Source organism: Microbacterium sp. Ag1 (assembly GCF_001005635.1).
Taxonomy (GTDB): Bacteria; Actinomycetota; Actinomycetes; order Actinomycetales; family Microbacteriaceae; genus Microbacterium; species Microbacterium oxydans.
This window is the reverse complement of sequence record NZ_LBCR01000026.1, coordinates 1-25,130: the sequence shown is the minus strand read 5'-3', so window position 1 is coordinate 25,130 and position 25,130 is coordinate 1. Positions and strand designations below refer to the sequence as shown.

The following is a 25,130-nucleotide window of genomic DNA, read 5'->3' as shown; positions in this document are numbered from 1 at the left end:
CCCCGCCGCTTCCGGCGCGACCCTGGATGGTGGCATCCCCTTACCGGGCAGGATCACCATCTCGCTGACGAGGAGCACCCCATGAACACCACCACGGCCGCGCTCGACCTCGCCGACGTCCGTCTGCACTACGAGCTCCGCGGCGAGGGACCGCTGCTCGTCCTGATCGGCGCGCCGATGGATGCCGACGCCTTCGCTCCCTTCGCCGACGAGCTCGCCACCGATCACGCCGTCCTCACCACCGACCCGCGCGGAGTCAAACGGAGTATCCTGCACGACCGCTCGCAGGGCTCCAGCCCCGAGCAGCGCGCCGATGATCTCGCGGCGCTCATCGAGCACGTCGATCGCGGACCAGCGACCGTCTTCGGCTCCAGCGGCGGCGCCGTGACCAGCCTGGCGGTCCTGCAGGCGCACGGCGACCTCGCATCCGTCGTCATCGCCCACGAACCCCCACTCCTGGAGCTGCTGCCCGACCGCGTCGAACAGCGCCGCCTCACCGACGAACTCCGGTCGGCGGCGCTCTCCGGCGACCGCGTCGGCGCCTGGAGGCTCTTCTTCGCGCAGGCGAACATCCCGATGCCCGAGGAGGCGCTCGTCCAGTGGTTCGGCGGCGAGGTCGATCCGCAGCACCACGCCGACGAACAGTTCTGGTTCCGTCACGAGCTTCCGGCCAGCGTGCGCTGGGAACCCGACCTGGCGGCACTGCGAGCGCGCACGGCCGACCTCGTGCTCGGAATCGGCCAGGAGTCGGTCGGCCAGCTGTGCGAACGCACGACGACTGCCCTCGGGGAACGGCTCGGAGTCGAGCCGACCCGGTTCCCCGGCGACCACACCGGATTCGTCGATCACCCCGGGGAGTTCGCCGCGCGTCTTCGTGAGGTGCTCGACCGCTGAGGAACGCCCGCCGATCGAGGCCATCGAGCGCACGACCAGCTCGACGGCCTCGACACGTCAACCGCGGCAGAGCTGATGCCAGAGCGCTGCCCAGTGCTCCGGGCGCAGCTCACGGGGAAGGCGACACTCCCTCGCCCCGGCTGCCGCCACTGCCCGCCGGGCCTTGCCCATAGGGATGCGTGCGGCGGCGGCCACGACCGCGGCGAGGCTCCCCCCTCGGCCCGTGAACATCGCGCGGACGAACGCCTCGTACCGCTGCCGATCCGATACCGCGACGAGAGGCGACCCCCGACGGGTGATGGCGAGCAGACCGCCGTCGACACTCGGCTGCGGTGAGAAACCCCACGCGGGGACGCGCCCTTCCAGGGCGAACTCGAACCACGGCGCGGACTGCGCCGTCATCATGGTCGCGCCGCCCACACCGGCGCGCTTGCGCGCCACCTCCCATTGCGTGAGCAGCACCGCCTCGTTCCAGCGGTCGCCCGAGAGCAGGCGCCGCAGGATGGGCGTCGTCACGTGGAAGGGGATGTTGCCGACCACGGTGTCCGCATCGAGCGGGTGCCGTGTGGCGTCGGCGATCTCGATGCGCACACCGGGCAACGCCCTGCGCAATCGGTGCACGCGGTGCTCGTCGACGTCGATCGCGGTGAGCGGTCTGCCCAGATCCGCGAGCACGCGAGTGAGCGCTCCGTCGCCGCAGCCGAGTTCGAGGATCGAGCCCGAGGTCCGACCGACGAGGGCGGAGATGCGGGTCAGGGTCGGGCGGTGGGTGAGGAAGTTCTGGCCGAGTTCGTGACGGCCGCCATGGATTGAACGAGGCATGAGTGCGCTCCAGAAGAAGAATCGGAGCACCTCGGAGGAGGGAGACGACGCGAAGAGGCGTCAGTGAGGACTGCCCGTCCCGAGGTGCGGTGACATCTCGGTGGACGGCGCGCAGATGCGTGCGGAGAGCGAGCGCGCCGTCAGGCGCGGCGGTCGCGGAACACGAGAGTGCGCCCCATCACGGGCGCTGCGCATATTGTTCCCATGCCTGCCAGCATATCCGCCCTCAGATCCAGCCGCGCTCCTCGGCCATCAGCACGGCCTGCTGACGGGTTCCGACCGAGAGCTTCCCGAGGATGACGGAGATATGGTTGCGCACCGTCCCCGGGGCGAGTGAGAGCGCCCGTGCGATCTGGCCGGTCGTCTCCCCACGCCGACCGGCACGCAGCACGTCGAGCTCGCGGTCCGTGAGCGGTGAGCGCTCGTCGCTCAGCGCATCGGCGGCGATCTCCGGATCGACATAGCGAGCCCCCGCCGCGACCCGGCGGATGACAGCGGCGACCTCATCGGCCCCACGGGACTTCGGCAGGAAGCCGGAGACACCCGAGGCCAGGGCACGGCGCAGCACGCCTGGACGCGCGTGACGGGTGACGACCACGCACCGCGTCGCGATCGCCCTGTGCAGCTTCTCGGCCACCTGAACGCCGTCGAGCCCCGGCATCTCGAGGTCCAGCAGGCACACATCCGGCTGAAGTCGCAGAGCCTCGACGACCGCCTGCTCGCCGTCCTCGCACTCGGCGATGACCTCGATATCGTCTTCCAAGCGGAGGAGGGCTGCGAGCGCGGATCGGATCATCGCCTCGTCATCGGCGAGCAGCACCCGGATCATCGAGCCTCCTCCGATCCCATCGGCACAGTGACGACGACGACGAATTCGGTGGCCTCACGCCGGACATCGAGAGTTCCGCGCGCTTCCTCGATCCGGCGCCGCACACCGTCGAGGCCCGATCCGTCGTGCTCGATATCGGCGTCGACCGCGACATCATTCGCGATCTCATAGCGCCAGTCGTCGCCGACGCGACCCAGCAGGAGGCGTGCATACCGTCCGCCGCCGTGTCGGAGAACGTTCGTCGTCGTCTCCCTGATGACCGGACCGAGGGCGGATGCCGGTGCGGCGTTCGCATCCGCATCGATCGTGGCTCCCACATCGAGGCCGGCCGCCGTCAGGAGATCACGGGCGTTGGCGAGTTCGTCTCCCAGCGGCACGGAGCGGAAGCGCGTCGCGAGGTCTCTGGTCCCCTGTCGCGCCTCGTCGACGCTGATCCGCGCCGCACGGAGTTGCTCCATCCCCGCATCGGCGTCACTCGGCAGCAGACGCTCGGCGAGCTCCAGCTGCAGCGCGATGACCTGGAGGTGATGCCCCTGCAGGTCGTGCACGTCGGTCGCCACCCGGAGGCGTTCCTGCGTGGCGGCGAGCCGAGCCTCGGAGGCCCTGGCGCGATCGAGGGTGATCAAGACATCCCACCACCACAGCGAGGTGACCGTCATCACGGGGAGGAAGACGGTGTAGGCGGCGGTGAAGAGGAAGGGCACCTCGGGAGCGACGTCGAGGTGCGAGTCGACTGTTTTCGACCCCGACCTCGACCCCGATGGGCGCTACGCCCGCCTGCTGGTCGATGTCCTCTCGGAGGGACTCCACGAGCTGGGAACCCTGACACCGCGCACCTGACGACGGAGGCGCGGGATCAGGCGTCCGACTCCGCGATGGGATCGGTCATGACCCGCACGCGCGCGATGCGTCGGCGGTCCATCTCGGCGACCTGGATCGTCGCACCGGGAACCTCCACGGTGTCTCCGACCACGGCGAGGCGTCCCAGCTGCTCGGTCACGAAGCCGGCGATGGTGTCGGACGATCCGCGCGGCATCGCCAACCCGGTCGCCTCTTCGAAGTCCTGCAGGTTGAGTCGCCCGTCGATGCCGTCGTCCGCCGAGATGAACACCTCCGCGTCGTACTCGTCGAAGATCTCGCCGACCACCTCCTCCACGAGGTCTTCGAGGGTGACGAGACCGTCCGTCCCGCCGTACTCGTCGACGACCACCGCTATGTGATGCCCCTCGGCCCTCATGCGGGTCAAGGTCGGCAGCACGCGCGCGGTCGAGGGGATGTAGGGGATGTCGCGCATGAGCGCGCTCAGCGGACGAGTCGGATCGTCGGCGGCAGCCTCGAACAGGTCGCGCACGTGCACGAACCCGGTGATGTCGTCGATCGAGGTCTCCGACACGGGGTAGCGCGAGAACGGCAGGTCGCGCACCTGCGCGATCACCTCTCCGACCCGCGCGGCCTCGTCGAGGGCGACGACCTCGGGGCGCGGCCGCATGACCTCGCTGACCTGGCGTCCGCGCAGGGACAGCACGTCGTCGAGGATGCGTCGTTCGTCATCCGGGAGCCCCTGGTGGCTGGCCACGATGTCGCGCACCTCCTCGTCGGTCATCTCGTCGCTGGTCTTGTGCGGATCCCCTCCGAGCAGCCGGACGAGGGCGTTGGTCGAGACCGAGAGCAGCCAGATCACCGGACGCATGATCGTCGCGAACCCGTTGAGGGCTGGCGCGACCGCGTAGGCGAACTGCGCGTTGCGCTGGATCGCGAGACGCTTCGGCACGAGCTCGCCGAGCACCAGCGACAGGTACGCGATCACGAGGGTGAGCACGAGCGTCGCGACGGTCAGCGAGAGGGCGGGCGGCAGCCCCCACGACTCGAGAACCGGTGCCAGGGACGGCGCGATCGACGTCGCACCGTATGCCGCCGACGCGAAGCCCGCGACGGTCACACCGATCTGCACCGCGGACAGGAAGGTGTTGGGATTGCGAGCGAGGGAGGCGACCTTCGCTCCACGACGACCGCGCTGCCCGATGGCGTTGATCTGACTCTCACGCAGCGTGACCAGCGCCATCTCCGTCGCAGCGAAGACACCGCCGATCAGCACGAACGCGAGGACGAGGGCGATGTTCCAGAGCAGGTCGCCCATCAACGGGCCGCCTCGTCTGTGGTGGGGTGAGCGCCCGGGACGAACCGGGCGCTCGTACTGTCAGAGTCCGAAGAGTCAGAACAGCGCTGCGCGCTCAAGAATGCTCCTTGTTGTCGGTGGTGTTGTTGGTGTGGGTGGTGGATTCGGTGGATGAGACCTCGTGGCCCGAGGCCGGGACGCGACGGGTCTTGATCAGGCTGGCCACGGTGGCCACGGCGATCGTCGCGCCGATGAAGAGCAGCGAGAACCAGATCGGGATCTCGGGGGCCCACTCGACGCCCTGGCCGCCGTTGATGAACGGAAGCTCGTTGACGTGCAGCGCGTGCAGGACCAGCTTGACGCCGATGAACGCGAGGATGACGGCGAGGCCCTGAGCAAGGTAGACGAGCCGCTCGAGCAGCCCGCCGATCAGGAAGTACAGCTGACGCAGACCCATGAGCGCGAAGGCGTTCGCCGTGAAGACGATGTACGCCTGGTCGGTGAGGCCGTAGATCGCGGGGATCGAGTCGACCGCGAACACGAGGTCGATGAAACCGATCGCGATGATCGTCAGCAGCATCGGAGTGACGAAGCGCTTGCCGTTCTTCACGACGGTGAGGCGGTCGCCGTTGTAGTCCTCGCTCACCGGCAGGTGACGACGCACGAAGGTCATGAACCGCCCGTTGGCCGGGTTGCTCTCGTGGTCGCTGAACGCCTGACGGTAGGCGAGCACGAGCAGCAGAGCACCGAACAGGTAGAAGATCCAGGAGTAGTTCTCGATGAGCGTCGCGCCGATGGCGATGAAGATTCCGCGCAGGATCAGCGCGATCACGATGCCGATCATCAGCACCTTCTGCTGGTACTTCTTCGGCACGGCGAAGCCGGTCATCACGATGAGGAAGACGAAGAGGTTGTCGATCGACAGGGCCTTCTCGGTGAGATATCCGGCGAAGTACTCGCCGCCGAACGTCCACCCGGAGAAGACGCCGATGCCGACGCCGAACAGCAGCGCGAGGCTGATGTAGAAGATCGACCACCGTGCCGATTCCGCGATCGTCGGTTCGTGCGGCGTGCGCACGTGCGCGAAGAACTCGTAGACGAAGAACGCGATCGTGACGGCGATCGTGATGATCCAGATCAGGGGGGTGACGTCCAAATTCGGGCTCCAGACTCGGGGTACGACAGTACCGCCAAAGTCTTCTCCATTCCATGGAACATGGAACCGGTGGCCCGGGATGCGACATGCATCCGTAATGACGACCCCACCGTGTCGGAGTACTCCCCTTGGGTTCCCCCAGACTAGGAGAACACCCTTTGCGCTTCCTGTGGATCTGCCGGGAACGTCCCGCTCCGAGCGAGGAAGGAGCGTCGGCGATCGATGCGGGAGCTGCTAGTCCCCGATCTCGGGCCGGGTGAGCTCCTGCTCCTCGGCGCGATCGATGATCGCGGGGAGCACTTCATCGAAGAACGTCACGAGCACGGCCCGGGTCCCCACGGCATCACGCTCGAGGATCGCGCTGCGCAGGGAGTCGACGAATCCACCGACGCCCTCCCAGTCGAAGGCATCCCTCGCGTGCTGACCGAACCGGCGGATCTGCGGCCCGAGGCGTTCGATGATGACCGCCCGCGAGGCGTTGCCCTCGATGCGCGCGAAGCCCGTCGCCGTGCCTCGCAGCGCGACACCGAAGCCGGCGACGTCGCGCGACTTGATCGCAGCGGACATCTCATCCGCGAGCTCGGCGAGGTACGCGAGATCGTCATCCTGGATGAGCGGCATCACGTGGCGCACCGATCCGATCCAGATGTCTCCGAAGAGGTCGACCGCGTTGCGGACCTGATCGAGGTCGATCGGCGCGACCCGGGTGTAGCGGTTGCGCTGCATCTCGACGAGGCCGTGGTCTGCCAGTCGGTCGAGAGCGTGCCGGATCGGAGTCTTCGAGGTTCCGAGGCGCTCGGCGAGCTCATAGTCACGCAGCCGCTCTCCCGGGCGCAGCTCACCGCTGATGATCGCGTCCTGCAGCCGGTTGTAGGCCTCATCGCTCATCGACCTGCGCTCGAGGGGTCCGCCTGAGAGTGCCACTGCCTTGTCCTCCGCTCGAGCACGCAAATGTAGTAGAGCCTGAAGTTCTACCTACACTGCAATGTATCGCATCCCGCGTAATCGCCGTGAAAAAACAGGGTCTTGGAGGTGGTTATGCGCGAGCTGACGGCATGGGGCGAGCGGCACCAGGTGATGTTGTACCTGACGTCCATCGTCGTCGGCGCCGCGATCGGTCTATGGGCACCTGCGAGTGCTCCGTGGTGGGAGTCTGCGATGACCCCTGCCCTGGGGCTGCTTCTCTACGCGACGTTCTTGAGCGTGCCTTTCTCTCGCGTCGGGCGGGCCTTCACCGACTGGCGTTTCCTCGTCACGCTGCTGATCGTGAACTTCGCCGTCGTGCCGCTCGTGGTGTTCGGCCTGACCAGGTTCGTCGCCACCGACGAAGCCGTGCTCCTCGGTGTACTGCTCGTGCTGCTCACTCCCTGCGTGGACTACGTGATCGTGTTCACCGGCCTCGCCGGTGGCGAACGCGCCCGGCTGCTGGCGGCGACTCCACTGCTCATGCTGGTGCAGATCCTCCTGCTCCCCGTCTACGTCTCCCTCATCATGGGGCCGGGCGTTCTGCGTTCGTTCGATGCCCGCCCTTTCGTCGACGCGTTCCTCCTCCTGATCGTGCTCCCTCTCGGGCTGGCCGCGCTGACGCAGCTGACGGCGAGGAGACACGCGTTCGCTCGGGCCGTCGAGCAGGGATCGGCAGGGGGAATGGTGCCGCTCATGATGCTGACCCTGTCCACCGTCGTCGCCTCGCAGGTGGCGGACCTCGGCGATGCATGGGCAGGCGTGCTCGTGACGGTTCCGCTCTTTCTGGGATTCGCCGTGATCGTCGGGCCGCTCGGAGCCCTGGCGGCACGCGTCGCACGACTCGATGCGCCGGGGCGGCGTGCCGTGGTGTTCAGCGCCGTCACCCGCAACTCGCTCGTGGTGCTGCCCTTGGCACTGGCACTTCCGAGTGCTTTCGCGATCGCCCCGCTCATCGTCGTGACGCAGACGATGGTGGAACTGATCGTCATGGTCGTGATGGTGGCGCTCGTCCCACGCCTGGTCCGGGGCGACTGACCGCTCTCCACCCACAGCCCGATATCCCGCCCGTATCGAAAACGCCATACGCTCCGGCAACCGCCTCTGCCGTGGGCTGGACCCATGAATGATCTCGCTCCACCTTCCGCGACACCTGCGGCACCGACATCCTCCCGCCGTATCGCGTCGCTCGACGTCATCCGCGGCGTGGCCATCATCGGCACCCTCGCGAGCAACATCTGGCTGTTCCGCGCGTTCTTCGGCGAACGGGTCATCGACATCTGGTGGGATGACCTGCTGTCGGCCGCCTCGAACGGCAAGTTCCTCGGGCTCCTGACGATCATGTTCGGGATCGGACTCGAGATCCAGCGTCAAGCCGCTCTGCGCCGGGGAAGCCGGTGGCCCGGCACCTACCTCATCCGCACCGGGCTGCTGTTCCTCGACGGAATGCTGAACTACATCTTCGTGGTGCAGTTCGACGTGCTCCGGGCCTATGCGATCCTCGGTTTCGTGGTCGCCTTCGTGCTCCTGCTGCCCGAGAAGCGCCAGTGGATCTTCATCGGGGTCGCACTGACCGCGCACATCACCCTCATGCTCATGCCGCTGTTCACCGCCGATGGCACCTTCATGCTCCCGGGGCTCGTGTTCCCCGGAGACGCGGGCGATTCGAGCGGCCAATCGGGGTACTGGGCGACGGTGCAGGCGAACTCACTGACCGTGTTCTCCGACCTCACCATCGGCACGGACACCGGGTCCATCCTTTCGCTCGGGCTCGTGCTCTTCACGCTGGGCGCGATCCTGTATCGCCACGGGCTGTTCGAACCGCGAGGGGCACGCCTGCGCAGGTGGGTCATGATCATCGGACTCGGCATCGGTCTTCCGCTGGAGCTCACCTTCTTTCTCGCGCAGGACCAGTTCGGTCTCGACCGGTTCCTCTCCGCTCCCTTCGTCGCCTTCGGCATCCTCGCCCTGATGGCCGCGTTCTATCAGAGACACCCCATCGGGTTCGTCGGGCGGCAACTCTCCCTCGTCGGACGGATGGCGTTGAGCTGCTACGTGCTGCAGAACATCCTCGGGAGAGTCGCGCAGCAGCTGATCGGTCACTCGCCGCTGTCGACGACGCTCGACCCACTCGTGGGAACCCTCGTGATGTTCGTCGGCATCGCCGGCATCGTCGTCCTCTTCGCGAACCTCTGGTCCCGCCGGTTCCGGAAAGGACCGCTCGAGTACATCTGGGACGTCAGCTTCCGATTCCCCACTCGCAGGCGCGCGTGTCCGATCTCACGAAAGCTGTCGGTCGGTGAGACAGAACATTCCCGGGAAGACGGGTGAGTGATGCACGGTCGAGGCTGCCGGCTGTCTCACGAAAGATGTCGTAAATCACCTTCCACTCTCACGCTGCCTAAAACGTCGAACGGCCAGTTTCGGCGCATCTGGTTTCGGCAGGGGGTTTCGGCGGGTGCGCGATCGGCGTGTCGTGCGATCGGCCGGCGACCTCCGTGCGTCTGCCGTAAACGATCGTTTTCGGTGGTTCACGGAGGTCCCCACGCGTAGTGTGTGCCGAGTCGGCCTAGACCCCGCTGATCGGCGGTGGGTCCGGAGTCCTTCTTCGGGCTCACTCGTCGCCAAAGGTCGGTTGACTATTCGTTGAGCCGGTCGAGGATGTCGTTCATCTGGTCGATCTCTTCTTGTTGTGAAGAGATGATCTGCTTGCAGAGGTCTTGGATTTCCGGGTCGCTGATATCTGATTGCTCACATACCAGGATCGCTCGCGAGTGGTGCGGGATCATGGAGCGGAGGAACTGGTCGTCACCGACGAAGGCTTCTGCGCGGCCCATGAAGAACGCGACCAGAAATAGTGCGGCGAAGCCTACGAGCAGCCCGACGTTCACCGCCTTGTTCGGGAACATCTTCCACATCACGATGACCATGATGATGCCCATGGGGAACACCATCATCAGAGCCATGTAGAGGTTGCTGATGTTGAGGAAGAGGTCATCGAGGACGTTGATCATCGCGAACGTGAGGAAGTACATCACGACGAAGCTGAGCGTCAGGGAGATGGCGAGTTTGAGGTAGCTCGACATTCCGCCGTGGTCTTGTTCGTGAGATTCCGGTACGGGTGGGCGTGCCCCGTTGTCGGCGTGGTGCTGTGTCATAGCGTCTCCAACAGCGCAGTGCAGGCTTGTTCGCAGCGCCGGCATGCCTCGGCGCAGATCGTGCAGTGCTCGTGCATGGTGTGCTGTTCGCACTCGTTGGCGCAGCTCGTGCAGGCCGTTCGACAGGCTTCAAGCGCGGCGCGGGTGAGGTTGGCGTCGTACCCGGTGTGGCGGGAGAGGATGCGGGCTGTGGTGGCGCAAAGGTCTGCGCAGTCCAGGTTCGTGCGGATGCATTTGGTCAGGTCAGCGACCATGTCCTCGCTGAGGCAGGCGTCGGCACACGCGGTGCATGCTTGCGCACATTCCAGACACGCGTCGATGCACTCAGCAAGCTTCTCCTGATCGATTCCGCCTAGGTCTTTCGGGTAGGTGCGGAGCATTTCCTCGGTAGTAGACATGAGGGGGTCCTTTCGTGAGCCACGAGCTTCGTGAGCCACGAAGGTACGCTCGCGCCCTCCACTCATTGAGGCCCTTGAGTACCCCGCCGGGGTGTGTTAGCTGTGGTGGGCCGCGTTCGCGCGAGTCTCCGCCGCAACTCCGGATACTCGCGACAGCACCGCCGACGAATCACGGGTCGCAGCGTGAGCGAGGTGGACACAAAGTACTCACGTCGGGAATGGAACCGGAACCACTTGAGTTGCATACCCCCAGGGGGTATCTTCGAATCATGAACGGGTATGACGGAAACAAGGACGATCTGCGCAAGCGGTTGAACCGTGTCGAGGGTCAGGTGCGAGGGATTGCCCGGATGGTCGATGAGGACAAGTACTGCATCGACATCCTCACCCAGGTTTCTGCGGCGACGAAGGCCCTGGAGACGGTCGCCTTGTCACTGCTCAGCGATCACCTGAGTCACTGCGTCACCGAAGCGAGCGCCACAGGCGGGGCGGTCGCTGCAGAAAAGGTCCGCGAGGCCAACGAAGCAATCGCCCGCCTGGTCCGTTCATGACCCCCACGTCTGTCTAGTTGAAGGAGAACACACGCATGACTGATCGCATCGAACTCGGACTGAAGGACGCGAACGCGGGCTGCGCATGCTGCGCGACCCCCTTGAACGCGGAGACATCCGCACCCGTGGCGTCTGCGGTTACGCAGGACGTGCTGGTCGAGGGAATGACGTGCTCGCACTGTGTGTCGAGCGTCAGTGAGGAACTGAGCGCTGTCGACGGCGTCGAGTCCGTCACCGTAAATCTGAACGCTGGCGGCCCCTCCCGGGTGACCATTCACAGCACCAGCCCTGTCGACCCCGCTGCCGTGCAGGCTGCGGTTGAAGAGGCCGGCTACGCCCTCGCGACCAACCACGCCTGAGTCGCACCTGAGAGCGTCCGGCCCGACCCGGGCGGATTCGAGCAAGGAGTTCCGATGAGCCAGCACGACGACCACACCGATCACACCGCACACGCCAAACACGGCGGGGCGCCCACAACAGAGCACGACCACGCGGCGATGGGCCACGACCACGGCGCATCACCAGAACACACAGGTCACGGCGGGCACGAGGGTCACGGCGGCCACGGGGGCCACGGAGATCACGTAGGCCAGTTCCGGCGCCTGTTCTGGATCATGCTGCTCCTCGCGGTGCCCGTGGTCGGGTTCTCGACGATGTTCTCGACGATCCTCGGCTATCCGTTGCCCGATGCCGCGTGGGTTGCGTGGATCTCCCCGGTCCTCGGAACCGTAATGTACGTGTGGGGCGGGACCCCGTTCCTCACCGGCGCGGTGAGTGAGCTCCGTGCCCGCAAGCCCGGGATGATGCTTCTGATCGCCCTCGCGATCACCGTGGCATTCCTCGCTTCGTGGGGTGCGAGCCTCGGCCTGTTGCACCACGAGCTGGACTTCTGGTGGGAGCTGGCCCTACTCATCGTGATCATGCTGCTCGGGCACTGGATCGAGATGCGCTCCCTCGCACAGACGACATCGGCGTTGGACTCCCTGGCCGCGTTGCTGCCCGACGAGGCCGAAAAGATCGACGGTGACACGACCGTCACGGTCGCACCTTCCGACTTGCAGGTGGGCGATGTCGTGGTCGTGCGCCCCGGCGGGCGGATTCCTGCGGACGGGCGGATCGTGCAGGGCTCGGCCAGCATGGACGAGTCGATGATCACCGGAGAATCCAGGCCGGTACGCCGCAGCGACGGTGACCCGGTCATCGCCGGCACCGTCGCCACTGACTCCGGTGTGCGAGTGGAGATCACCGCCATCGGTGAGGACACCGCTCTCGCGGGCATCCAGAAGCTCGTCACCGAAGCGCAGAGCTCGTCGTCGCGGGCCCAGCGTCTCGCGGATAAGGCGGCGGGATGGCTGTTCTGGTTCGCGCTCGGCGCCGCCGCGATCACCGCCATCATCTGGACCATCGTCGGCTTCCCGGACGCTGCCGTGATCCGTACGATCACGGTGCTGGTGATCGCCTGCCCGCACGCTCTTGGCCTGGCGATCCCGCTTGTCGTCTCGATCGCGACCGAGCGGGCCGCTCGTGGTGGCGTTCTGATCAAGGATCGTCTTGCTCTGGAGAGCATGCGCACCGTCGATACGGTGCTGTTCGACAAGACCGGCACGCTCACCAAGGGCACCCCTGCCGTGACCGCAATCGATCCCATCACGGGGATCGACGCGGATCAATTGCTGGCGTGGGCTGCGGCCGCGGAAGCGGACTCCGAGCATCCCCTCGCCCGCGCGATCGTCAACGCGGCGAAGGAGAAGAACCTCACCGTTCCGGGCTCGTCCGACTTCGAGTCCTCGCCTGCGGTCGGGGTGCGCGCCCGTGTCGATGGTCGTGTCGTGCAGGTCGGTGGCCCGTACATGCTCGAGCAAGAACACGCCGCCGAGCTGCCGGTTGCCGACGAGTGGCGCGGTGAGGGTGCGATCATCCTCCACGTGCTCGTCGACGGTCAGGTGACGGGTGCGTTGCGCCTCGCGGATGAGATCCGCTCCGAGTCGCGTCACGCAGTCGATGCGCTTCACGAGCGCGGCGTGCAGGTCGTCATGATCACCGGTGACGCTGACGCGGTAGCCGCGTCCGTCGCCGACGAGCTGGGTATCGACCGGTACTTCGCCGGGGTCCGTCCGGAGGACAAAGCCTCCAAGGTGAAAGAACTGCAAAACGAAGGCCGCAAGGTCGCGATGGTCGGTGACGGCGTGAACGACGCCCCCGCCCTCGCCCAGGCGGACGTGGGGATTGCGATCGGCGCAGGAACGGACGTCGCGATCGCCTCCGCGGGTGTCATCCTCGCCAGCGACGACCCCAGATCGGTGATCTCCGTGATTGAGCTGTCACGGGCCAGTTACCGGAAGATGAAACAGAACCTCTGGTGGGCCGCCGGGTACAACCTTCTCTCGGTGCCGTTGGCTGCCGGTGTGCTCGCCCCCGTCGGGTTCGTGTTGCCGATGTCGGTCGGGGCGGTGTTGATGTCACTGTCCACGATCGTTGTCGCGCTGAATGCGCAGTTGCTGCGACGGCTGAACCTCAGCCCGGGCGACGTCGTCGACAAGTAGGCGCATGGGCGGCAGCGACGTACCCTGGAAGAAAGGGAGGTGGGACAGTGTTGATGACGATCGCACGCCGCGTGCATAACCAGCGCACCCTCACCCGCACCCTCCTGGCCGTCGTCGCCGTCGCCTTTTCCGTGATCTTCGGGCTTCTGGCTATGCACTCGATGAACACGCACACCATGCCCTCCGGGCACAGTGAGACCATCGCCGTCGCACCCGCGCATGCCGACGCTCACCCCGCACACGCCTCAGGCGACGCCGCAGCGATGGACGAGGCGGGGTGCGCCACGTGTTCTGACGATCACGGCATGGCGTGGATGGCCTGCGTTCTCGCGCTCCTCATTGCCGTCGTGCTGCTCACCCGGCCGTCCGCCTGGTGGCGTGCCGTCGCGCACTCCCCGGGAACGCCCGTGTCCCGCCTACACCTCCGGGATGCGCTGCATCCGCTGCGGCCTCCGTCTCTCACCGTTCTCTGCATCAGTCGCACGTGATGGCAGGCGTGCCCGCCTTCTGCGGGTAACGCCCTCGCCCAGCCTCTCTCGCTGGGCACTACCATCGACTCTTGGAGAACCCCATCATGAAGACCCGTTTTGCGGCGACTGCCGCACTCACCCTCGCCGCAGTGCTTGGACTCGCCGGCTGCGCCAGTAACACCTCCGGCGGCGACATGCCCGGCATGAACCATGAAAGCAGCAGCTCCACCCCGGCCTCCGCGGACGCCAATGACGCCGACATCATGTTCGCCAGCATGATGAAGGAGCACCACGCCCAGGCCATCGACATGTCCGACATGCTTCTCAGCAAGGAGGGCGTCGACGAACGCGTCGTCGCCCTTGCGGAAGAGATCAAGGCCGCGCAGGAGCCCGAGATCCAGAAGATGGACCAGTGGCTCGAAGAGTGGGGCGCTGACACTTCCGACATGGAGGGCATGGATCACGGGGGCGGCATGATGTCCGAAGATGACATGCAGGCTCTCGAGGATGCCACCGGCGCGGACGCCAGCCGCCTGTTCCTCGAGCAGATGATCCAGCACCACGAGGGTGCCGTCGAGATGGCCCAAGAAGAGGTCGACAACGGCCAGAACAGCGACGCGGTCGCTCTGGCCGAGACGATCATCGAGGCGCAGACCACGGAGATCGCCACGATGGAAGACCTCCTCGACACGCTCTGATCCACCTTCGGGGGTGCGGCGCTCGCCCGCACCCCCGAACTGGCCTTCTCGCAGTAACCCACGCCACCGCGCTGGCGCCATGTCGCGACTCTCATTCGCGTACCGGCCGCGCACCCGCATGCACTTCTTCACGTCGGAGTCTCATGAACCGCCACTCGCCCTTACCCGCTTTCGCGATCGCTCTCGTAGCCGTCGCCCTCACCGGCTGCGCCGCGCCGCAGGCCCCCGGCGCCAACGCGGTGCCCCCCGTTATCCAACACATTCACGGTGTTGCCGCTGACCCCCGCGGTGAGGACCTCTTCGTAGCCACCCACGGAGGACTCTTCACCCTCACGCCCGAAGGTGCGATCGCCGGTCCCATCGGAGGCCACGACTTCGATGCGATGGGCTTTACCGTCCTCGACGACGCCCTCTTCGCATCCGGACACCCGGGCACACAGACACCCGCACAGCTCGGCTCCCCGAACCTAGGTGTCATTCGTAGTGACGACTTCGGCGAATCGTGGTCACCGATCGCGCTCACTGGCAGCACGGACTTCCATGTCCTCACCGCCGGACCAGACGGCACTCTTTACGGGATCGCGTCCGATGGCGTCGATCTCCTCGTCAGCACGGACGACGGTCTCGAATGGACCCGCGGCGCAACACTTTCCGCGGCAGACCTCGCGGCCACCGGCGACGGTCTCTACGCGGCCGCAGAAGAAGGGCTGCTCCTCAGCACCGACAACGGCGCCACCTTCACCCCCATCGCCGACGCCCCACTGCTCTACACACTCGACGCCAAACCCAATGGCTCGCTCGCAGGAGTCGGAACCGATGGTGCCCTCTGGTCACAGAACACCGAAGGAACATGGCAACGCCTCGACGCGCTTCAAGGGGCCGCTCAGGCCTTCACCGCGATCGATGACGAACGCTTCATCGTTGTCGACGACCGAGGCATCGTCCAGATCACAGCCGACGACACAACCATCCTCGCCCCCGCCCGGTAGAGAACGCCACCACCAGAACGGCCACCCATGGTCCCCCGCCGCAATCCCTTCCGCCGCATATCTGTCTTCATCGCGTGCGCCACAGTCCTCGCCTTGCTTCTCGCCCTTGCGAGCTTCTACCTCATCGGAGCCATATTCAGATGACCCGCCACCTGCACCCAGCTCGGCACCGTCCACCAGCACACGTTCCCACGCGCACCAGCCACGTGTCCCCACAGCGGCGTCACGATCGCCTCGTACGTGTCGGGGCCTTCCTTCTCCTGGCCGCCGTCGCACTGATCGCGGCTCATCTCCTCATCGACACAACCGTTCCAGACCAATGGTCACTCTGGGCATACACGCTCGGAAGCTACGAAACAGCGTTCATCCTCGCAATCGTCGGACTGGCGCTCGTGCTGCGTGAGCCCCCGGGAGGCGCGGATGAATCTCAATGACTACTGGACCAACGCCTTTTGGTCCGTCATCCCCACGATCGCCGTCGTCGCAGCATTCTGGTTCGTCCTGCGGTCCATCATCAGAGCCGACCGCAACGAACGAAAAGCACACGCCAAGATCGAGCAACAACTCCGCGCGGAACGAAACCAACCACGCCAACTCGCATCGACGGACGACGAGCAAGATCAGCTACCTGAACGCCGGAAACGTCTACCGAAAGCAGATACCGGCGAACGTTAACGGCGGGCGTACGATGACGTGCGACGCGAGCTCGCCGGAAACGATCGTTATCGGCTGCCTGGCGGTCGACCTGTGGTGCTCTTGTTTGTGGTGAGCCAAGATGGGGGCCATGCCTCGCCTCCGTTACGCTTCTGCGACAGCTCTGGTTCTCGCGTCGATCACGCTTCTCTCTGGCTGCAGTACTGACCTGGTCGGATTCTCGGACCTTCAAGGGGAGAGAGAAAGCCGCGATGAGTTGCCGGAACTCACGGACTATGCGTATGACGACGTCGACGTATCGACGAGTCGCTACGTCGGGGAGCATGCGGGCACTTCGCTCTGGCTCGCTCGCGGCCTCGAAAACTCAACCGTTTGTCTTGTCGCGGACGCAGGCAAGGATGAGTGGGTGGTGGGCTGCGGTGGCGGCACGGTCGGGGTCGACGGTCTGGCAGGCAAGTACCAAGTCGTGGTCGACGGAGTTCAAGCACCGGAAGGGGCGGTCAAGATCTCCGAGAACGTCTACGCCTGGTAACCGTCCAAACTGTCTACCAACGTCACCTCATACCCCGGACGGGGCAGAGACGAGCGGGACAGTCCGAGATCAGCCGAAAGCCCTTGTCGTTTGGCGGTTGCGGCGAACGTTTGTGACGGGAACTCCTAGGCAGGCACTAGATCGCGCCGTAAATGATCGTTTTCGGCTGGTCGCGCACCTGGTTGACGACGACCGCTGCCTTGCCATAGCCGATCGTTACAAAAGATTGAAGCGTAGGCCCCCGGCGATGCTGCGCGGTCAGCAGCAGATGGGAGGATCCTTGTGATCATGGAGATTGAGTTATTGCATATCGCGGGCTGTCCCAGCTGGATCGCCGCGGGCCACAATGTTGCCGAGGCGCTTCGGGAGACAGGCCATGGGGCCACGCCGTTGCGCTATCGACTCATCCGCACGGAGGAGGATGCCGCTGCGGTTCCCTTTGCCGGGTCTCCCACGATCACACTGAACGGGAAGGATCTGTTCCCCGGCGCGGATCACAGCGTCGCCTTAGCGTGTCGCGTCTACGCGACACCCGCGGGCGTGGCAGGTACGCCGACGGTTGATCAGATCCGGGAGGCGATCATCACTCGTGGCCGCTGAGTCAGACGAGACATGTACGTGTTGCGGGCGATCGTTGCCCCGAAGGAAATTGCATGCCCTTGGGAAGCGCGGGGTGTTCATCTGTCGCCGGTGCGGCTGGTGGGTTGCGCTTCGTCTGCGACGCGACCATCCACCGGATCACCAGGAGAGTTAGTCAGCAGTCCCTGTACAGTCAGCGTGTGCTGACTTTTGCTTTCGTCTCGATGCAATGAACGAGACGCCCCTACTCGCCCTCTTCTAAACCTCCCTACCTTGGCGACGCCCGCCACCGATCTGGAGCATCCGTCTTGAAACCCCCCGTCAAGGTCGCCCTCGTCACCGGCTCCACCCTCACCGTGCTCGCCATTATGGCGCTCGTGGTCGTCCTGATGACCCGCCCCGCAGCTCCGGAATCCCGCACAGAAGGTGCACTGCCTGGTACCCGTGCGGATTCGCATGTGCTCGACGCGTCCGGGCCAGACGCTCCGACGCTGGTTGAGTTCCTCGACTTCGAGTGCGAAGCGTGCGGTGCGTTCTATCCGGTCGTCGAGCAGATCCGCGAACAGTACGAGGGTGGAATCAACTACGTCGTTCGCTACTACCCCCTCCCCGGACACTTCAATTCGATGAACGCCGCCCTGGCTGCGGAAGCCGCGTCCGAGCAGGGGAAGTTCGAGGAGATGTATCAGCGCCTGTTCGAAACGCAGACTCAGTGGGGCGAACAGCAGACCTCGCGAGCGGACCTGTTCCGTACCTTCGCGGAGGACCTCGGGTTGGATTTGGGTGCCTATGACGCGGCTGTAGCCGCCCCGGCGACTAGGGAGAGAGTCGAAGCTGACTTCAACGATGGACAGTATCTTGGGGTCAGCGGCACGCCATCATTTTTCCTGGATGGCGAGAAGCTTGAACTCACTCAGCTCAGCGACCTGACTAACGCACTCGACGAGGCGACCAACCGTTGACCTCGAGTGTTCGAACCCTCTCGCGTCCTGCCGCCGCAATCAGCCCTCCTACCGCATCCGCGCATTAGCGGCTGCCCTAGACGTCTCATTCTTGGGTCTCATCGCCGCCGCGGATCATAAGGAACGCTCCGGCGATCGCAGCAGCGAAGATCACAATGTCCGCGACATTTCCGATGAACCAGTTCCCGTAGGCGAGGAAGTCCACGACGTGTCCGCGGGCGAACCCGGGATCTCGGAAGAGACGGTCGCCTGCGTGTGATGCTGCGGCTCCTCCGAGCGCGCCGATGATGATCGCCCATCCCAGGCGTTGAACTCGAAACGCGAACACGATCGCTGTAACGGTGGCGGCGACAGCGAGCAGCGCGAACACCCAGGTGAAGTCTTCGCCGAAGGAGAAGGCGGCACCAGGGTTGTACGCAAGCTGCAGGCCCAGCAGGTCGCCCGCCAGCGGGATGCGCTCGCGCTCCGTGAGAGTCGCTACCGCCCACACTTTCGTTCCCTGATCGATCAGGACGACGAACACGGCGATCAGGAGCGCTCCAACCGTGAGTTGCCAGCGCGGCGCCGACGGCACTTTTCGCGCAATAGACGGGCGAGCTTCGGCCTCGGAAGACATCATCCGAGGACCTCAATCAGGCGAACGATGACGCCGGATTCGATCAGTATGAACAGCCCGAGACCGATGAATACGGCCGGTACGAGCCAGTGCTCGACTCGTTCCAGCCCCTCGGTGACGGCCTTGTTGGTGCCGATCAGCCGTCCGGCAGCGCACCAGACGGCGACGAGGATGAGGAACACGACGATCATGACGACGACGTCGCCGGGCGCGCTGGTGCGGAAGATCGGCGTGTAAAGGGAGATGTTGTCGGCCCCGTTGGCGATCGTGATCCCGGCGACGCCCCACAACCCGACCGCGGTGATCTTGGCGTCATCATCATCGTCATCACCGTTTCGACGCAAGCCACGTACGAGCGTCCAGATGCCGATGCCGAGCGGGATCAGCCCGAGGAAGCCCACCCACTCGTCCGGGACGATCGTGAGGCCGAGCGCGGCGATCACGCTGATCACGACGAGGGTGATGAACCCGAAGTACTGGCCTGCGACGATCTGCCACGGTCGCGGCTTTCCTCGGCTGGAAGCGAGGAACAGCACGGTGAGCACGACAATGTCATCGATGTTGGTCGCAGCGAACAGGCCGATCGCTGATCCGATGGTCGCGAGCATCAGCTCTTCACTCGCGGAGTGCGGGCGGCGCGCAGGCCGTTGAGAATAACGATGACCTCGGCGACCTCGTGGACCAGGACGACCGCCGCGAGCCCGAGGACACCGAAGAGCGCGAGCGGGAGCAGTGCGGTGATGATCAGCAGCGACAGGATGATGTTCTGGTTGATGATCCGTCGTCCCCGTCGGGCGTGGTCAAACGCGCGCGGGATCAGACGCAGATCGTGACCGGTGAACGCGACGTCGGCGGATTCGATCGCTGCGTCGGAGCCGGTCGCGCCCATCGCGATGCCGATGTCTGCGCCGGCGAGAGCCGGGGCATCATTGATTCCGTCACCGATCATCGCGACCGGCCCTACCTTCGACAACTCCGCGATCGCGGTCGCCTTGTCCTCCGGACGCAACTCGGCTCGCACGTCACTGATCCCGGCCTGCGCACCAAGCGCACGGGCAGTCCGGGCGTTGTCGCCGGTGAGCATCGTCACGCCGACGCCCTGGCCGGTGAGCGTTCGGACCACCTCGGGGGCTTCTGGGCGCAGCTCATCACGGACGCCGATCGCGGCGACCGGCGTCCCGTCACGATGCACGATCACGACGGTCATGCCCTGCTCTTCGAGCTCCGCGACCCGATCCCCGAGCGCGCCGGCGTCCAGCCAGCGGGGGCTTCCCACAGTGATTCTCGAGTCGTCGACCGTGCCGTCAATGCCGTGACCAGCCCGCTCGGTCACGTCCGCAGCGGCTGTGACACCCGGAGCGGCCGCCGTGATCGCGGCAGCGAGAGGATGCGTGCTGTGCTGCTCCAGCGCTGCCGCCCACGCCAGCGCCTGAGCCTCCGACACGCCATCTGCGGTGAGGACAGCGGTAACGATGGACTCGTTGCGGGTGAGGGTGCCGGTCTTGTCGAGGGCAACGTGCCGGACGGTGCCGAAGCGCTCGAAGACGGCACCGGACTTGATGATCACGCCGAACTTGCTTGCGGCGCCGATCGCGGCGACGACCGTGAGTGGCACCGAGATTGCGAGTGCACACGGAGAAGCCGCGACCAGCACGACAAGCGCGCGGGTGATCCACACCTCTGGATCGCCCAGCAGCGACCCGATGATCGCGACGAGCGCCGCGAGGATCAGAACACCGGGCACCAGCGGGCGGGCGATCCTGTCCGCGAGACGAGCACGCTCGCCCTTCTCTGTCTGCGCTTTCTCTACCAGCTCCACGATCGTAGTGAGCGAGTTGTCGGTGCCAGCAGCCGTCGTCTCGACCTCCAGCGCACCGGCACTGTTGATCGCACCCGCCGACACCGCATCGCCGGGCTCCACCTCTACCGGGATCGATTCGCCGGTGATCGCCGAGGTATCCAGGCTCGAGCGACCAGAACGCACGACCCCATCGGTCGCGATCCGCTCGCCCGGCCGGACCACCATGACCTGGCCGACCGTCAGCTCTCTCGCCTGCACCTGCACAGTAGTGTCGCCCTGCAGGATCGTGGCTGTTTCCGGTACGAGCTTGAGCAGTGCGCGCAGGCCGCCGCGGGCACGGTCCATCGCCTTGTCCTCGAGCGCCTCAGCGATCGAGTACAGGAACGCGAGAGCTGCGGCCTCCTCCACGTAGCCGAGGATGACTGCACCGATGGCGCTGATCGTCATCAGCAGACCGATGCCCAGCTTGCCCTTGAACAGCTTTCGAACCGCTCCCGGCGTAAACGTCGAGGCACCCAGCAGCAGACCGACCCAGAACAGCACCAGCGCGGGGATCTCCTGGCCAGACCACTCCAAGATCAGGCCGGCCAGGAACGCGACCCCGGAGAAAACCGGCACCAGAACTCCGCGGTCTTTCCACCAGGGGCGCTCGGCCTCTTCGATTTCCTCGTCCACCGCGCTGGCAGGCTCGTGCTCGCAGCCACACGCCGCGCTCACGCGTCCACCCCCGTCGCACAGCAACCGGCCACCGTACACGCTGAGTCCACGCACGGCGCGTGCTCATCCACAGCCAGCGTCACATCCACCAGCGCAATGAGGGCAGCAGCGAGGTGCGGATCGGCGATCTCATAGCGAGTCTGGCGGCCTTCTGGTTCCGCGACGACGATTCCGCAATCGCGCAGGCACGTCAGGTGGTTCGACACGTTCGAACGAGTGAGTACCAGATCGCGCGAGAGGACGGCCGGATAGCTGGGCCCCTGGAGCAGGGTCATCAGGATCCGGGAGCGCGTCGGATCGGCCATCGCCCGGCCAAGCCGGTTCATTACATCGATACGGGAAGCAATAGTCAGCACGTACTGAACTATACAGCCATCGGTGACCAATCGCGATCGTCGAAAGAGGACTCGAGTAAGGCTTCCAGCGTCGTTGGTGGGCCCGGAGTATCCCCACGTCAGAGCGATCCTAAGCAGCAGGCTGTCGCAGCGCAGATGCCGACCGGCGCGTTTCCCGCTCCCACGCCTGGGTTGCGACCTGCACGGCGTCCCACGGTGAGCCGAGCGGGGGCGTGTACGACAGGTCGAGGTCACTCATCGCCGCGACAGTCATGCCGTGGTGCAGAGCCGTGGCGTAGGTGTCGACGCGCTTGGAGATTTCGGCACCGCGAGTGCCCACGAGCTGCGCGCCGAGCAGACGGCCGTCGTTGGTGTCTCCGGTGATGCGAATGCTGATGGGCGACGCGCCCGGGTAGTACCGCTTGTGGTCGTCCGCGATCGCGGTGTGACTGTGCGGGGCAAAACCGGCGGCTGTCGCTTCGTGGTCACGAAGCCCCGTGCGTGCGGCCACGACATCGAACACCTTCACGACCTGCGTGCCCAGGCTCCCAGCGAATCGCGTATCGCCACCGATCGCGTTCTCCCCTGCGACGCGTCCTTGCTTATGCGCCGTGGTGCCGAGAGGAAGGTATGTGACGCCGAGCAGGCGGTGGTGGGTGACCACCCCATCGCCGGCCGCCCACACGTTCGGCAGGCCGGTACGCATCTGTTCGTCGACGACGACAGCGCCGCCCGCGCCCGTGGTTGCGCCGGCTGCGGTGAGAAGGCTGGTGTTAGGTCGCACGCCGACGACGACGAGCACCACGTCAGCGGTGCGAGAGAGTGCTTCTCCGTCGTGGGTTCCTGTGACGGTGATCCATGCGGCTTCACGGGTGACGGCTTCGACGCGCGTGCCGGTGAGGACGTCGACGCCGTGTCTGGTGAGTTCGTCGTGGACGAGGGAGCCGAGTTCGGGATCGAGGGTGGAGAGGACTTCGGGGCCGCGCTGGAGCTGGGTGACTTGGAGGCCCCGCACGGTCAGGGCTTCGGCCATTTCGAGGCCGACGTAGCCGGCTCCGACGATGATTGCCGTCTCGGGCTGATGGTCGTCGAGGTACTTCTCTAGCGCGAAGGTGTCGCCCATCGAGTGCAGCAGGTGCACGCCGTCGTCGGGGCCGAGCTGGTCGAGGCCTGCGATGCCGGCGGTTGACGGGGATGCTCCGGTGCCGACCATGAGTTCGTCGTACGCGATCGTTGATTCGCTGCCGTTCGCGTCGCGGACCGTGAGTCGGCGGCTGTTGACGTCGATGCCGGTGGCGAGGGTGTCCAGACGGAGGTTCATGCCGGTGGCTTCGAGATCCGCGTGGGTGCGGTGGGCGAGCGACTGCCAGGGCTGCACCTCGCGGGAGAAGTAGTACGGGATGCCGCAGATCGAGAAGTTCGGGTACGCGTCGGCCACGACAACGGTGACATCGACGGACGGGTCGAGTTCGCGGGCCCGTAGGGCGGTGGAGATTCCGGCGTCGCTTCCGCCGATCGCTACAAGATGCATGAGGGTGCCTTTCAGGGCTGGGTTTCGAGTTGTTGAGGGAGCACGACGTCGCCGGCCGTGCGGGCGGCGGTCGGGTAGAGGGCGAGCAGCAGGCCGAGGCCGATCGCAGCCCCGACGAGCTGTGCAGCGATGAACGGCGCGACAGAGGCGGGCGCAATGCCGGCAAAGGTGTCGGTGAACATGCGGGCGATCGTCACCGCGGGATTCGCGAACGACGTAGAGCTTGTGAACCAGTACGCCGCGCCGATGTACGCGCCGACCGCGGCCGCCGTGGTCGATCCCTTGCCCGTGCGCGCGAGCGCGAAGATCAACAGCACAAGTCCCGCGGTGGCGACCACCTCCCCGACCAGGTGGCCATCGGTCGCGCGGTCGTTCGATGAGAGCGCGGGGGCGGCGTCGAACATCACTCCCGCCAAGAACGTTCCGGCGATCCCGCCGAGAACTTGCGCGAGCAGGTACGGGGTGAGGTCGCGCAGCGGGAGTCCCGTCCCGGCGCGGCGTCCGAGCAGCCAATCTGCGATCGACACCACGGGGTTGAAGTGCGCGCCAGACACGGGGCCCAGCATGAGGATCAGGACCGTCAGGCCGAGCGCGGTGGTCAGGCTGTTCTCCAGCAGTTGGAGGCCGACGTCATCCGGCGAGAGGCGCTGCGCAGCGATGCCGGAACCCACAACGATCGTGACGAGCAGGCCCGTTCCAAGGAACTCGGCAGCAGTTCGGCGCAGCATGTGAGGTCGCGCGGGCTCGGACTGGGAGCGGGTAGCAATGTTCATGTCGGCTTATCTTGACCCGAGAGGGGTAGTTCAGTCAAGATTGAAACAATGAACACTGAACGAACTGATCAGGTGGAGGCGCGCGCGGCAAAGCACGCCGCGCTGGGTGACCCATCTCGCCTACGGATCGTCGACCGTCTCACGCTGGGCGACCTCTCCCCCACCGAAATCGGGGTGGCGTTGGGCCTTCCCTCCAACCTCGTCACACATCATCTGAATGTGCTGGAGTCCGTGGGGATGGTCTCGCGTTCCCGCTCGGAGGCCGACAAACGGCGCAGCTACGTTCACCTAACCGAAACCGCACTTCGCGGGCTCACTCCCGGCCGAGTGGAGCGCGCGGATCGCGTCGTGTTCGTCTGTACGGCGAACTCCGCCCGGTCGCAGCTTGCTGCGGCATTGTGGTCTACCCGCAGCAGCATCCCGGCGTCATCGGGAGGAACGCACCCGGCCGAGCGGATAGATCCGGGAGCGGTTGCCACAGCCGAGCGCCACGCCCTCGCACTGCCAACGGAATCACCGCGCGCCCTGACTTCGGTCCTGACCGATTCGGATTTCGTGGTGACGGTGTGCGATAACGCTCACGAAGAACTCGGCGTCTCCGGGCACCTGCACTGGTCGATTCCCGACCCGGTGCGGATCGGCACCGATGACGCTTTCGATACCGCCTTTGACGAGCTGGAGCGCCGCATCGCGGAACTCGCTCCCCGTCTCGCCGCCAGCTGAACCCAACCCGGAAGAGACCCCGTGACTGACGCTCCCCCAACCGTCCTTTTCATCTGCCAGCACAACGCCGGCCGCTCACAGCTCGGCGCAGCGCTCCTAGAGCACCTGGCCGGCGACCGGTTCACCGCGACGTCGGCGGGCCTCTCCCCCGCCGACGAAGTAAACCCGGCCGTGGCCGCCACCGTCGCAGAACTCGGAATGAACATCACCGATCGTGTGCCGCGCGCCGTCACCGTCGACGACCTGGACGCCGCCGACATCGTGGTCCTGATGAAGCCCGGACTCACCCTGCCGGCGACGCCTGGAGTCCCGCGGGGTGG

30 protein-coding genes are annotated in these 25,130 nt (G+C 65.8%); 16 read left to right on the top strand and 14 right to left on the bottom strand.

All coding sequences use genetic code 11. The annotated features are described in order from the left end of the window. The first annotated feature begins 81 nt into the window (after positions 1-81). Positions 82-894 carry an alpha/beta fold hydrolase gene (locus AAY78_RS05090; RefSeq protein ID WP_046747265.1) on the top strand — a complete coding sequence of 271 codons (813 nt, stop codon included), beginning with the start codon at positions 82-84 and terminating at the stop codon, positions 892-894. Positions 895-951: 57 nt separating this feature from the next. Here AAY78_RS05090 and erm read toward each other — a convergent pair whose 3' ends face one another. From erm to AAY78_RS05075, 3 genes are all read right to left on the bottom strand, one after another. Next, positions 952-1,716, bottom strand: a complete 765-nt coding sequence (erm, locus tag AAY78_RS05085) for a 23S ribosomal RNA methyltransferase Erm (RefSeq protein WP_046747264.1) — start codon at positions 1,714-1,716, stop codon at positions 952-954. Between the two features lie 226 nt (positions 1,717-1,942). After that, positions 1,943-2,545: a response regulator transcription factor gene (locus tag AAY78_RS05080; protein WP_046747263.1), complete on the bottom strand. Its 603-nt coding sequence runs from the start codon at positions 2,543-2,545 to the stop codon at positions 1,943-1,945. Beyond that, complete coding sequence (locus tag AAY78_RS05075) at positions 2,542-3,249, bottom strand: sensor histidine kinase (RefSeq protein WP_231589659.1); 708 nt, start codon at positions 3,247-3,249, stop codon at positions 2,542-2,544. The genes AAY78_RS05080 and AAY78_RS05075 overlap by 4 nt, the downstream gene beginning before the upstream one ends. On the opposite strand from AAY78_RS05075, the gene AAY78_RS19685 reads away from it, so the two are divergent. Further along, positions 3,233-3,385 (top strand): hypothetical protein, encoded by a 153-nt coding sequence (locus tag AAY78_RS19685; protein ID WP_231589658.1) that lies wholly within the window; start codon positions 3,233-3,235, stop codon positions 3,383-3,385. The two genes, AAY78_RS05075 and AAY78_RS19685, sit on opposite strands and share 17 nt — an antisense overlap. A 16-nt stretch (positions 3,386-3,401) precedes the next feature. Here the strand turns inward: AAY78_RS19685 and AAY78_RS05070 are convergent, their stop codons facing one another. The 3 genes from AAY78_RS05070 to AAY78_RS05060 all read right to left on the bottom strand — a co-directional run bounded on the left by AAY78_RS05070 (position 3,402) and on the right by AAY78_RS05060 (position 6,705). After that, positions 3,402-4,682, bottom strand: coding sequence for a hemolysin family protein (locus AAY78_RS05070; protein WP_046747262.1), 1,281 nt, complete (start codon positions 4,680-4,682; stop codon positions 3,402-3,404). Positions 4,683-4,776: 94 nt separating this feature from the next. After that, on the bottom strand, positions 4,777-5,817 hold the full coding sequence (locus tag AAY78_RS05065; protein ID WP_046747261.1) for a TerC family protein: 1,041 nt from the start codon (positions 5,815-5,817) through the stop codon (positions 4,777-4,779). A 234-nt stretch (positions 5,818-6,051) separates the two neighbouring features. After that, entirely contained in the window at positions 6,052-6,705 is a 654-nt protein-coding gene (locus AAY78_RS05060) for a GntR family transcriptional regulator (protein WP_046747425.1), read from the bottom strand. A 150-nt stretch (positions 6,706-6,855) separates the two neighbouring features. Between AAY78_RS05060 and AAY78_RS05055 the strand changes: the two genes are divergently transcribed. Together AAY78_RS05055 and AAY78_RS05050 are read left to right on the top strand one after the other, a co-directional pair. Continuing rightward, entirely contained in the window at positions 6,856-7,818 is a 963-nt protein-coding gene (locus AAY78_RS05055; protein WP_046747260.1) for an arsenic resistance protein, read from the top strand. A gap of 84 nt (positions 7,819-7,902) precedes the next feature. Then, positions 7,903-9,111, top strand: a complete 1,209-nt coding sequence (locus tag AAY78_RS05050; protein WP_052748656.1) for a DUF418 domain-containing protein — start codon at positions 7,903-7,905, stop codon at positions 9,109-9,111. A 308-nt stretch (positions 9,112-9,419) separates the two neighbouring features. Here the strand turns inward: AAY78_RS05050 and AAY78_RS05045 are convergent, their stop codons facing one another. Both AAY78_RS05045 and AAY78_RS05040 read right to left on the bottom strand, forming a co-directional pair. Then, the gene (locus AAY78_RS05045) at positions 9,420-9,983 is read right to left on the bottom strand and encodes a DUF305 domain-containing protein (RefSeq protein ID WP_231589657.1); all 564 of its coding nucleotides are present in this window, start codon (positions 9,981-9,983) and stop codon (positions 9,420-9,422) included. Further along, a complete protein-coding gene (locus tag AAY78_RS05040) occupies positions 9,935-10,336 on the bottom strand; it encodes a four-helix bundle copper-binding protein (protein ID WP_046747258.1) in 402 nt (133 codons plus the stop codon). Before AAY78_RS05040 ends, AAY78_RS05045 begins: the two co-directional genes overlap by 49 nt. A 269-nt stretch (positions 10,337-10,605) precedes the next feature. Here AAY78_RS05040 and AAY78_RS05035 point away from each other — a divergent pair, with 269 nt between their 5' ends. The 10 genes from AAY78_RS05035 to AAY78_RS04995 all read left to right on the top strand — a co-directional run bounded on the left by AAY78_RS05035 (position 10,606) and on the right by AAY78_RS04995 (position 18,314). After that, the gene (locus AAY78_RS05035; RefSeq protein ID WP_046747257.1) at positions 10,606-10,887 is read left to right on the top strand and encodes a metal-sensitive transcriptional regulator; all 282 of its coding nucleotides are present in this window, start codon (positions 10,606-10,608) and stop codon (positions 10,885-10,887) included. Between the two features lie 35 nt (positions 10,888-10,922). Further along, positions 10,923-11,246: a heavy-metal-associated domain-containing protein gene (locus AAY78_RS05030; protein WP_046747256.1), complete on the top strand. Its 324-nt coding sequence runs from the start codon at positions 10,923-10,925 to the stop codon at positions 11,244-11,246. Between the two features lie 54 nt (positions 11,247-11,300). Then, the gene (locus tag AAY78_RS05025; protein ID WP_197077673.1) at positions 11,301-13,430 is read left to right on the top strand and encodes a heavy metal translocating P-type ATPase; all 2,130 of its coding nucleotides are present in this window, start codon (positions 11,301-11,303) and stop codon (positions 13,428-13,430) included. A 53-nt stretch (positions 13,431-13,483) separates the two neighbouring features. After that, positions 13,484-13,918 (top strand): DUF6153 family protein, encoded by a 435-nt coding sequence (locus AAY78_RS05020; RefSeq protein ID WP_052748655.1) that lies wholly within the window; start codon positions 13,484-13,486, stop codon positions 13,916-13,918. A gap of 86 nt (positions 13,919-14,004) precedes the next feature. Further along, entirely contained in the window at positions 14,005-14,598 is a 594-nt protein-coding gene (locus AAY78_RS05015; RefSeq protein WP_046747254.1) for a DUF305 domain-containing protein, read from the top strand. 143 nt (positions 14,599-14,741) lie between these two features. After that, complete coding sequence (locus AAY78_RS05010) at positions 14,742-15,587, top strand: F510_1955 family glycosylhydrolase (RefSeq protein WP_046747253.1); 846 nt, start codon at positions 14,742-14,744, stop codon at positions 15,585-15,587. Positions 15,588-16,007: 420 nt separating this feature from the next. Then, positions 16,008-16,262, top strand: a complete 255-nt coding sequence (locus AAY78_RS19490) for a hypothetical protein (protein WP_074731521.1) — start codon at positions 16,008-16,010, stop codon at positions 16,260-16,262. Positions 16,263-16,497: 235 nt separating this feature from the next. Further along, a complete protein-coding gene (locus AAY78_RS05005) occupies positions 16,498-16,773 on the top strand; it encodes a hypothetical protein (RefSeq protein ID WP_137772159.1) in 276 nt (91 codons plus the stop codon). A 288-nt stretch (positions 16,774-17,061) separates the two neighbouring features. Further along, entirely contained in the window at positions 17,062-17,373 is a 312-nt protein-coding gene (locus AAY78_RS05000; RefSeq protein WP_045264357.1) for a hypothetical protein, read from the top strand. 287 nt (positions 17,374-17,660) lie between these two features. Next, positions 17,661-18,314, top strand: coding sequence for a DsbA family protein (locus tag AAY78_RS04995; protein ID WP_046747252.1), 654 nt, complete (start codon positions 17,661-17,663; stop codon positions 18,312-18,314). A gap of 85 nt (positions 18,315-18,399) precedes the next feature. Here the strand turns inward: AAY78_RS04995 and AAY78_RS04990 are convergent, their stop codons facing one another. The 6 genes from AAY78_RS04990 to AAY78_RS04965 all read right to left on the bottom strand — a co-directional run bounded on the left by AAY78_RS04990 (position 18,400) and on the right by AAY78_RS04965 (position 24,087). Then, positions 18,400-18,933 carry a signal peptidase II gene (locus AAY78_RS04990; RefSeq protein WP_227991975.1) on the bottom strand — a complete coding sequence of 178 codons (534 nt, stop codon included), beginning with the start codon at positions 18,931-18,933 and terminating at the stop codon, positions 18,400-18,402. After that, on the bottom strand, positions 18,930-19,538 hold the full coding sequence (locus tag AAY78_RS04985; RefSeq protein ID WP_045264185.1) for a cadmium resistance transporter: 609 nt from the start codon (positions 19,536-19,538) through the stop codon (positions 18,930-18,932). The genes AAY78_RS04990 and AAY78_RS04985 overlap by 4 nt, the downstream gene beginning before the upstream one ends. Then, entirely contained in the window at positions 19,538-21,448 is a 1,911-nt protein-coding gene (locus AAY78_RS04980; protein WP_197077672.1) for a heavy metal translocating P-type ATPase, read from the bottom strand. The genes AAY78_RS04985 and AAY78_RS04980 overlap by 1 nt, the downstream gene beginning before the upstream one ends. Further along, the gene (cmtR, locus tag AAY78_RS04975; protein ID WP_045264358.1) at positions 21,445-21,804 is read right to left on the bottom strand and encodes a Cd(II)/Pb(II)-sensing metalloregulatory transcriptional regulator CmtR; all 360 of its coding nucleotides are present in this window, start codon (positions 21,802-21,804) and stop codon (positions 21,445-21,447) included. Before cmtR ends, AAY78_RS04980 begins: the two co-directional genes overlap by 4 nt. 109 nt (positions 21,805-21,913) lie before the next feature. Continuing rightward, positions 21,914-23,314 carry an FAD-dependent oxidoreductase gene (locus AAY78_RS04970; RefSeq protein WP_046747250.1) on the bottom strand — a complete coding sequence of 467 codons (1,401 nt, stop codon included), beginning with the start codon at positions 23,312-23,314 and terminating at the stop codon, positions 21,914-21,916. Positions 23,315-23,325: 11 nt separating this feature from the next. Continuing rightward, a complete protein-coding gene (locus AAY78_RS04965; protein WP_046747249.1) occupies positions 23,326-24,087 on the bottom strand; it encodes an MIP/aquaporin family protein in 762 nt (253 codons plus the stop codon). Positions 24,088-24,135: 48 nt separating this feature from the next. On the opposite strand from AAY78_RS04965, the gene AAY78_RS04960 reads away from it, so the two are divergent. Next, a complete protein-coding gene (locus tag AAY78_RS04960) occupies positions 24,136-24,810 on the top strand; it encodes an arsenate reductase/protein-tyrosine-phosphatase family protein (protein ID WP_046747248.1) in 675 nt (224 codons plus the stop codon). A gap of 21 nt (positions 24,811-24,831) precedes the next feature. Beyond that, a partial coding sequence (locus tag AAY78_RS04955) for an arsenate-mycothiol transferase ArsC (RefSeq protein ID WP_046747421.1) occupies positions 24,832-25,130 on the top strand: 299 nt, incomplete at its 3' end.

What these genes read in the sequence shown, in the direction of transcription:
- AAY78_RS04985 (WP_045264185.1), bottom strand. Translation starts at nt 19,538, where the DNA reads ATGCTCGCGACCATCGGATCAGCGATCGGCCTGTTCGCTGCGACCAAC.
- AAY78_RS05090 (WP_046747265.1), top strand. Translation starts at nt 82, where the DNA reads ATGAACACCACCACGGCCGCGCTCGACCTCGCCGACGTCCGTCTGCAC.
- AAY78_RS05015 (WP_046747254.1), top strand. Translation starts at nt 14,005, where the DNA reads ATGAAGACCCGTTTTGCGGCGACTGCCGCACTCACCCTCGCCGCAGTG.
- AAY78_RS05060 (WP_046747425.1), bottom strand. Translation starts at nt 6,705, where the DNA reads ATGAGCGATGAGGCCTACAACCGGCTGCAGGACGCGATCATCAGCGGT.
- AAY78_RS05055 (WP_046747260.1), top strand. Translation starts at nt 6,856, where the DNA reads ATGCGCGAGCTGACGGCATGGGGCGAGCGGCACCAGGTGATGTTGTAC.
- AAY78_RS04970 (WP_046747250.1), bottom strand. Translation starts at nt 23,314, where the DNA reads ATGCATCTTGTAGCGATCGGCGGAAGCGACGCCGGAATCTCCACCGCC.
- AAY78_RS05035 (WP_046747257.1), top strand. Translation starts at nt 10,606, where the DNA reads ATGAACGGGTATGACGGAAACAAGGACGATCTGCGCAAGCGGTTGAAC.
- AAY78_RS04960 (WP_046747248.1), top strand. Translation starts at nt 24,136, where the DNA reads ATGAACACTGAACGAACTGATCAGGTGGAGGCGCGCGCGGCAAAGCAC.
- AAY78_RS05000 (WP_045264357.1), top strand. Translation starts at nt 17,062, where the DNA reads ATGGAGATTGAGTTATTGCATATCGCGGGCTGTCCCAGCTGGATCGCC.
- AAY78_RS05045 (WP_231589657.1), bottom strand. Translation starts at nt 9,983, where the DNA reads ATGCCGGCGCTGCGAACAAGCCTGCACTGCGCTGTTGGAGACGCTATG.
- AAY78_RS05080 (WP_046747263.1), bottom strand. Translation starts at nt 2,545, where the DNA reads ATGATCCGGGTGCTGCTCGCCGATGACGAGGCGATGATCCGATCCGCG.
- AAY78_RS05020 (WP_052748655.1), top strand. Translation starts at nt 13,484, where the DNA reads ATGACGATCGCACGCCGCGTGCATAACCAGCGCACCCTCACCCGCACC.
- AAY78_RS05070 (WP_046747262.1), bottom strand. Translation starts at nt 4,682, where the DNA reads ATGGGCGACCTGCTCTGGAACATCGCCCTCGTCCTCGCGTTCGTGCTG.
- AAY78_RS04990 (WP_227991975.1), bottom strand. Translation starts at nt 18,933, where the DNA reads ATGATGTCTTCCGAGGCCGAAGCTCGCCCGTCTATTGCGCGAAAAGTG.
- erm (WP_046747264.1), bottom strand. Translation starts at nt 1,716, where the DNA reads ATGCCTCGTTCAATCCATGGCGGCCGTCACGAACTCGGCCAGAACTTC.
- AAY78_RS19490 (WP_074731521.1), top strand. Translation starts at nt 16,008, where the DNA reads ATGAATCTCAATGACTACTGGACCAACGCCTTTTGGTCCGTCATCCCC.
- AAY78_RS04965 (WP_046747249.1), bottom strand. Translation starts at nt 24,087, where the DNA reads ATGAACATTGCTACCCGCTCCCAGTCCGAGCCCGCGCGACCTCACATG.
- AAY78_RS05050 (WP_052748656.1), top strand. Translation starts at nt 7,903, where the DNA reads ATGAATGATCTCGCTCCACCTTCCGCGACACCTGCGGCACCGACATCC.
- AAY78_RS05040 (WP_046747258.1), bottom strand. Translation starts at nt 10,336, where the DNA reads ATGTCTACTACCGAGGAAATGCTCCGCACCTACCCGAAAGACCTAGGC.
- AAY78_RS05010 (WP_046747253.1), top strand. Translation starts at nt 14,742, where the DNA reads ATGAACCGCCACTCGCCCTTACCCGCTTTCGCGATCGCTCTCGTAGCC.
- AAY78_RS05030 (WP_046747256.1), top strand. Translation starts at nt 10,923, where the DNA reads ATGACTGATCGCATCGAACTCGGACTGAAGGACGCGAACGCGGGCTGC.
- AAY78_RS05025 (WP_197077673.1), top strand. Translation starts at nt 11,301, where the DNA reads ATGAGCCAGCACGACGACCACACCGATCACACCGCACACGCCAAACAC.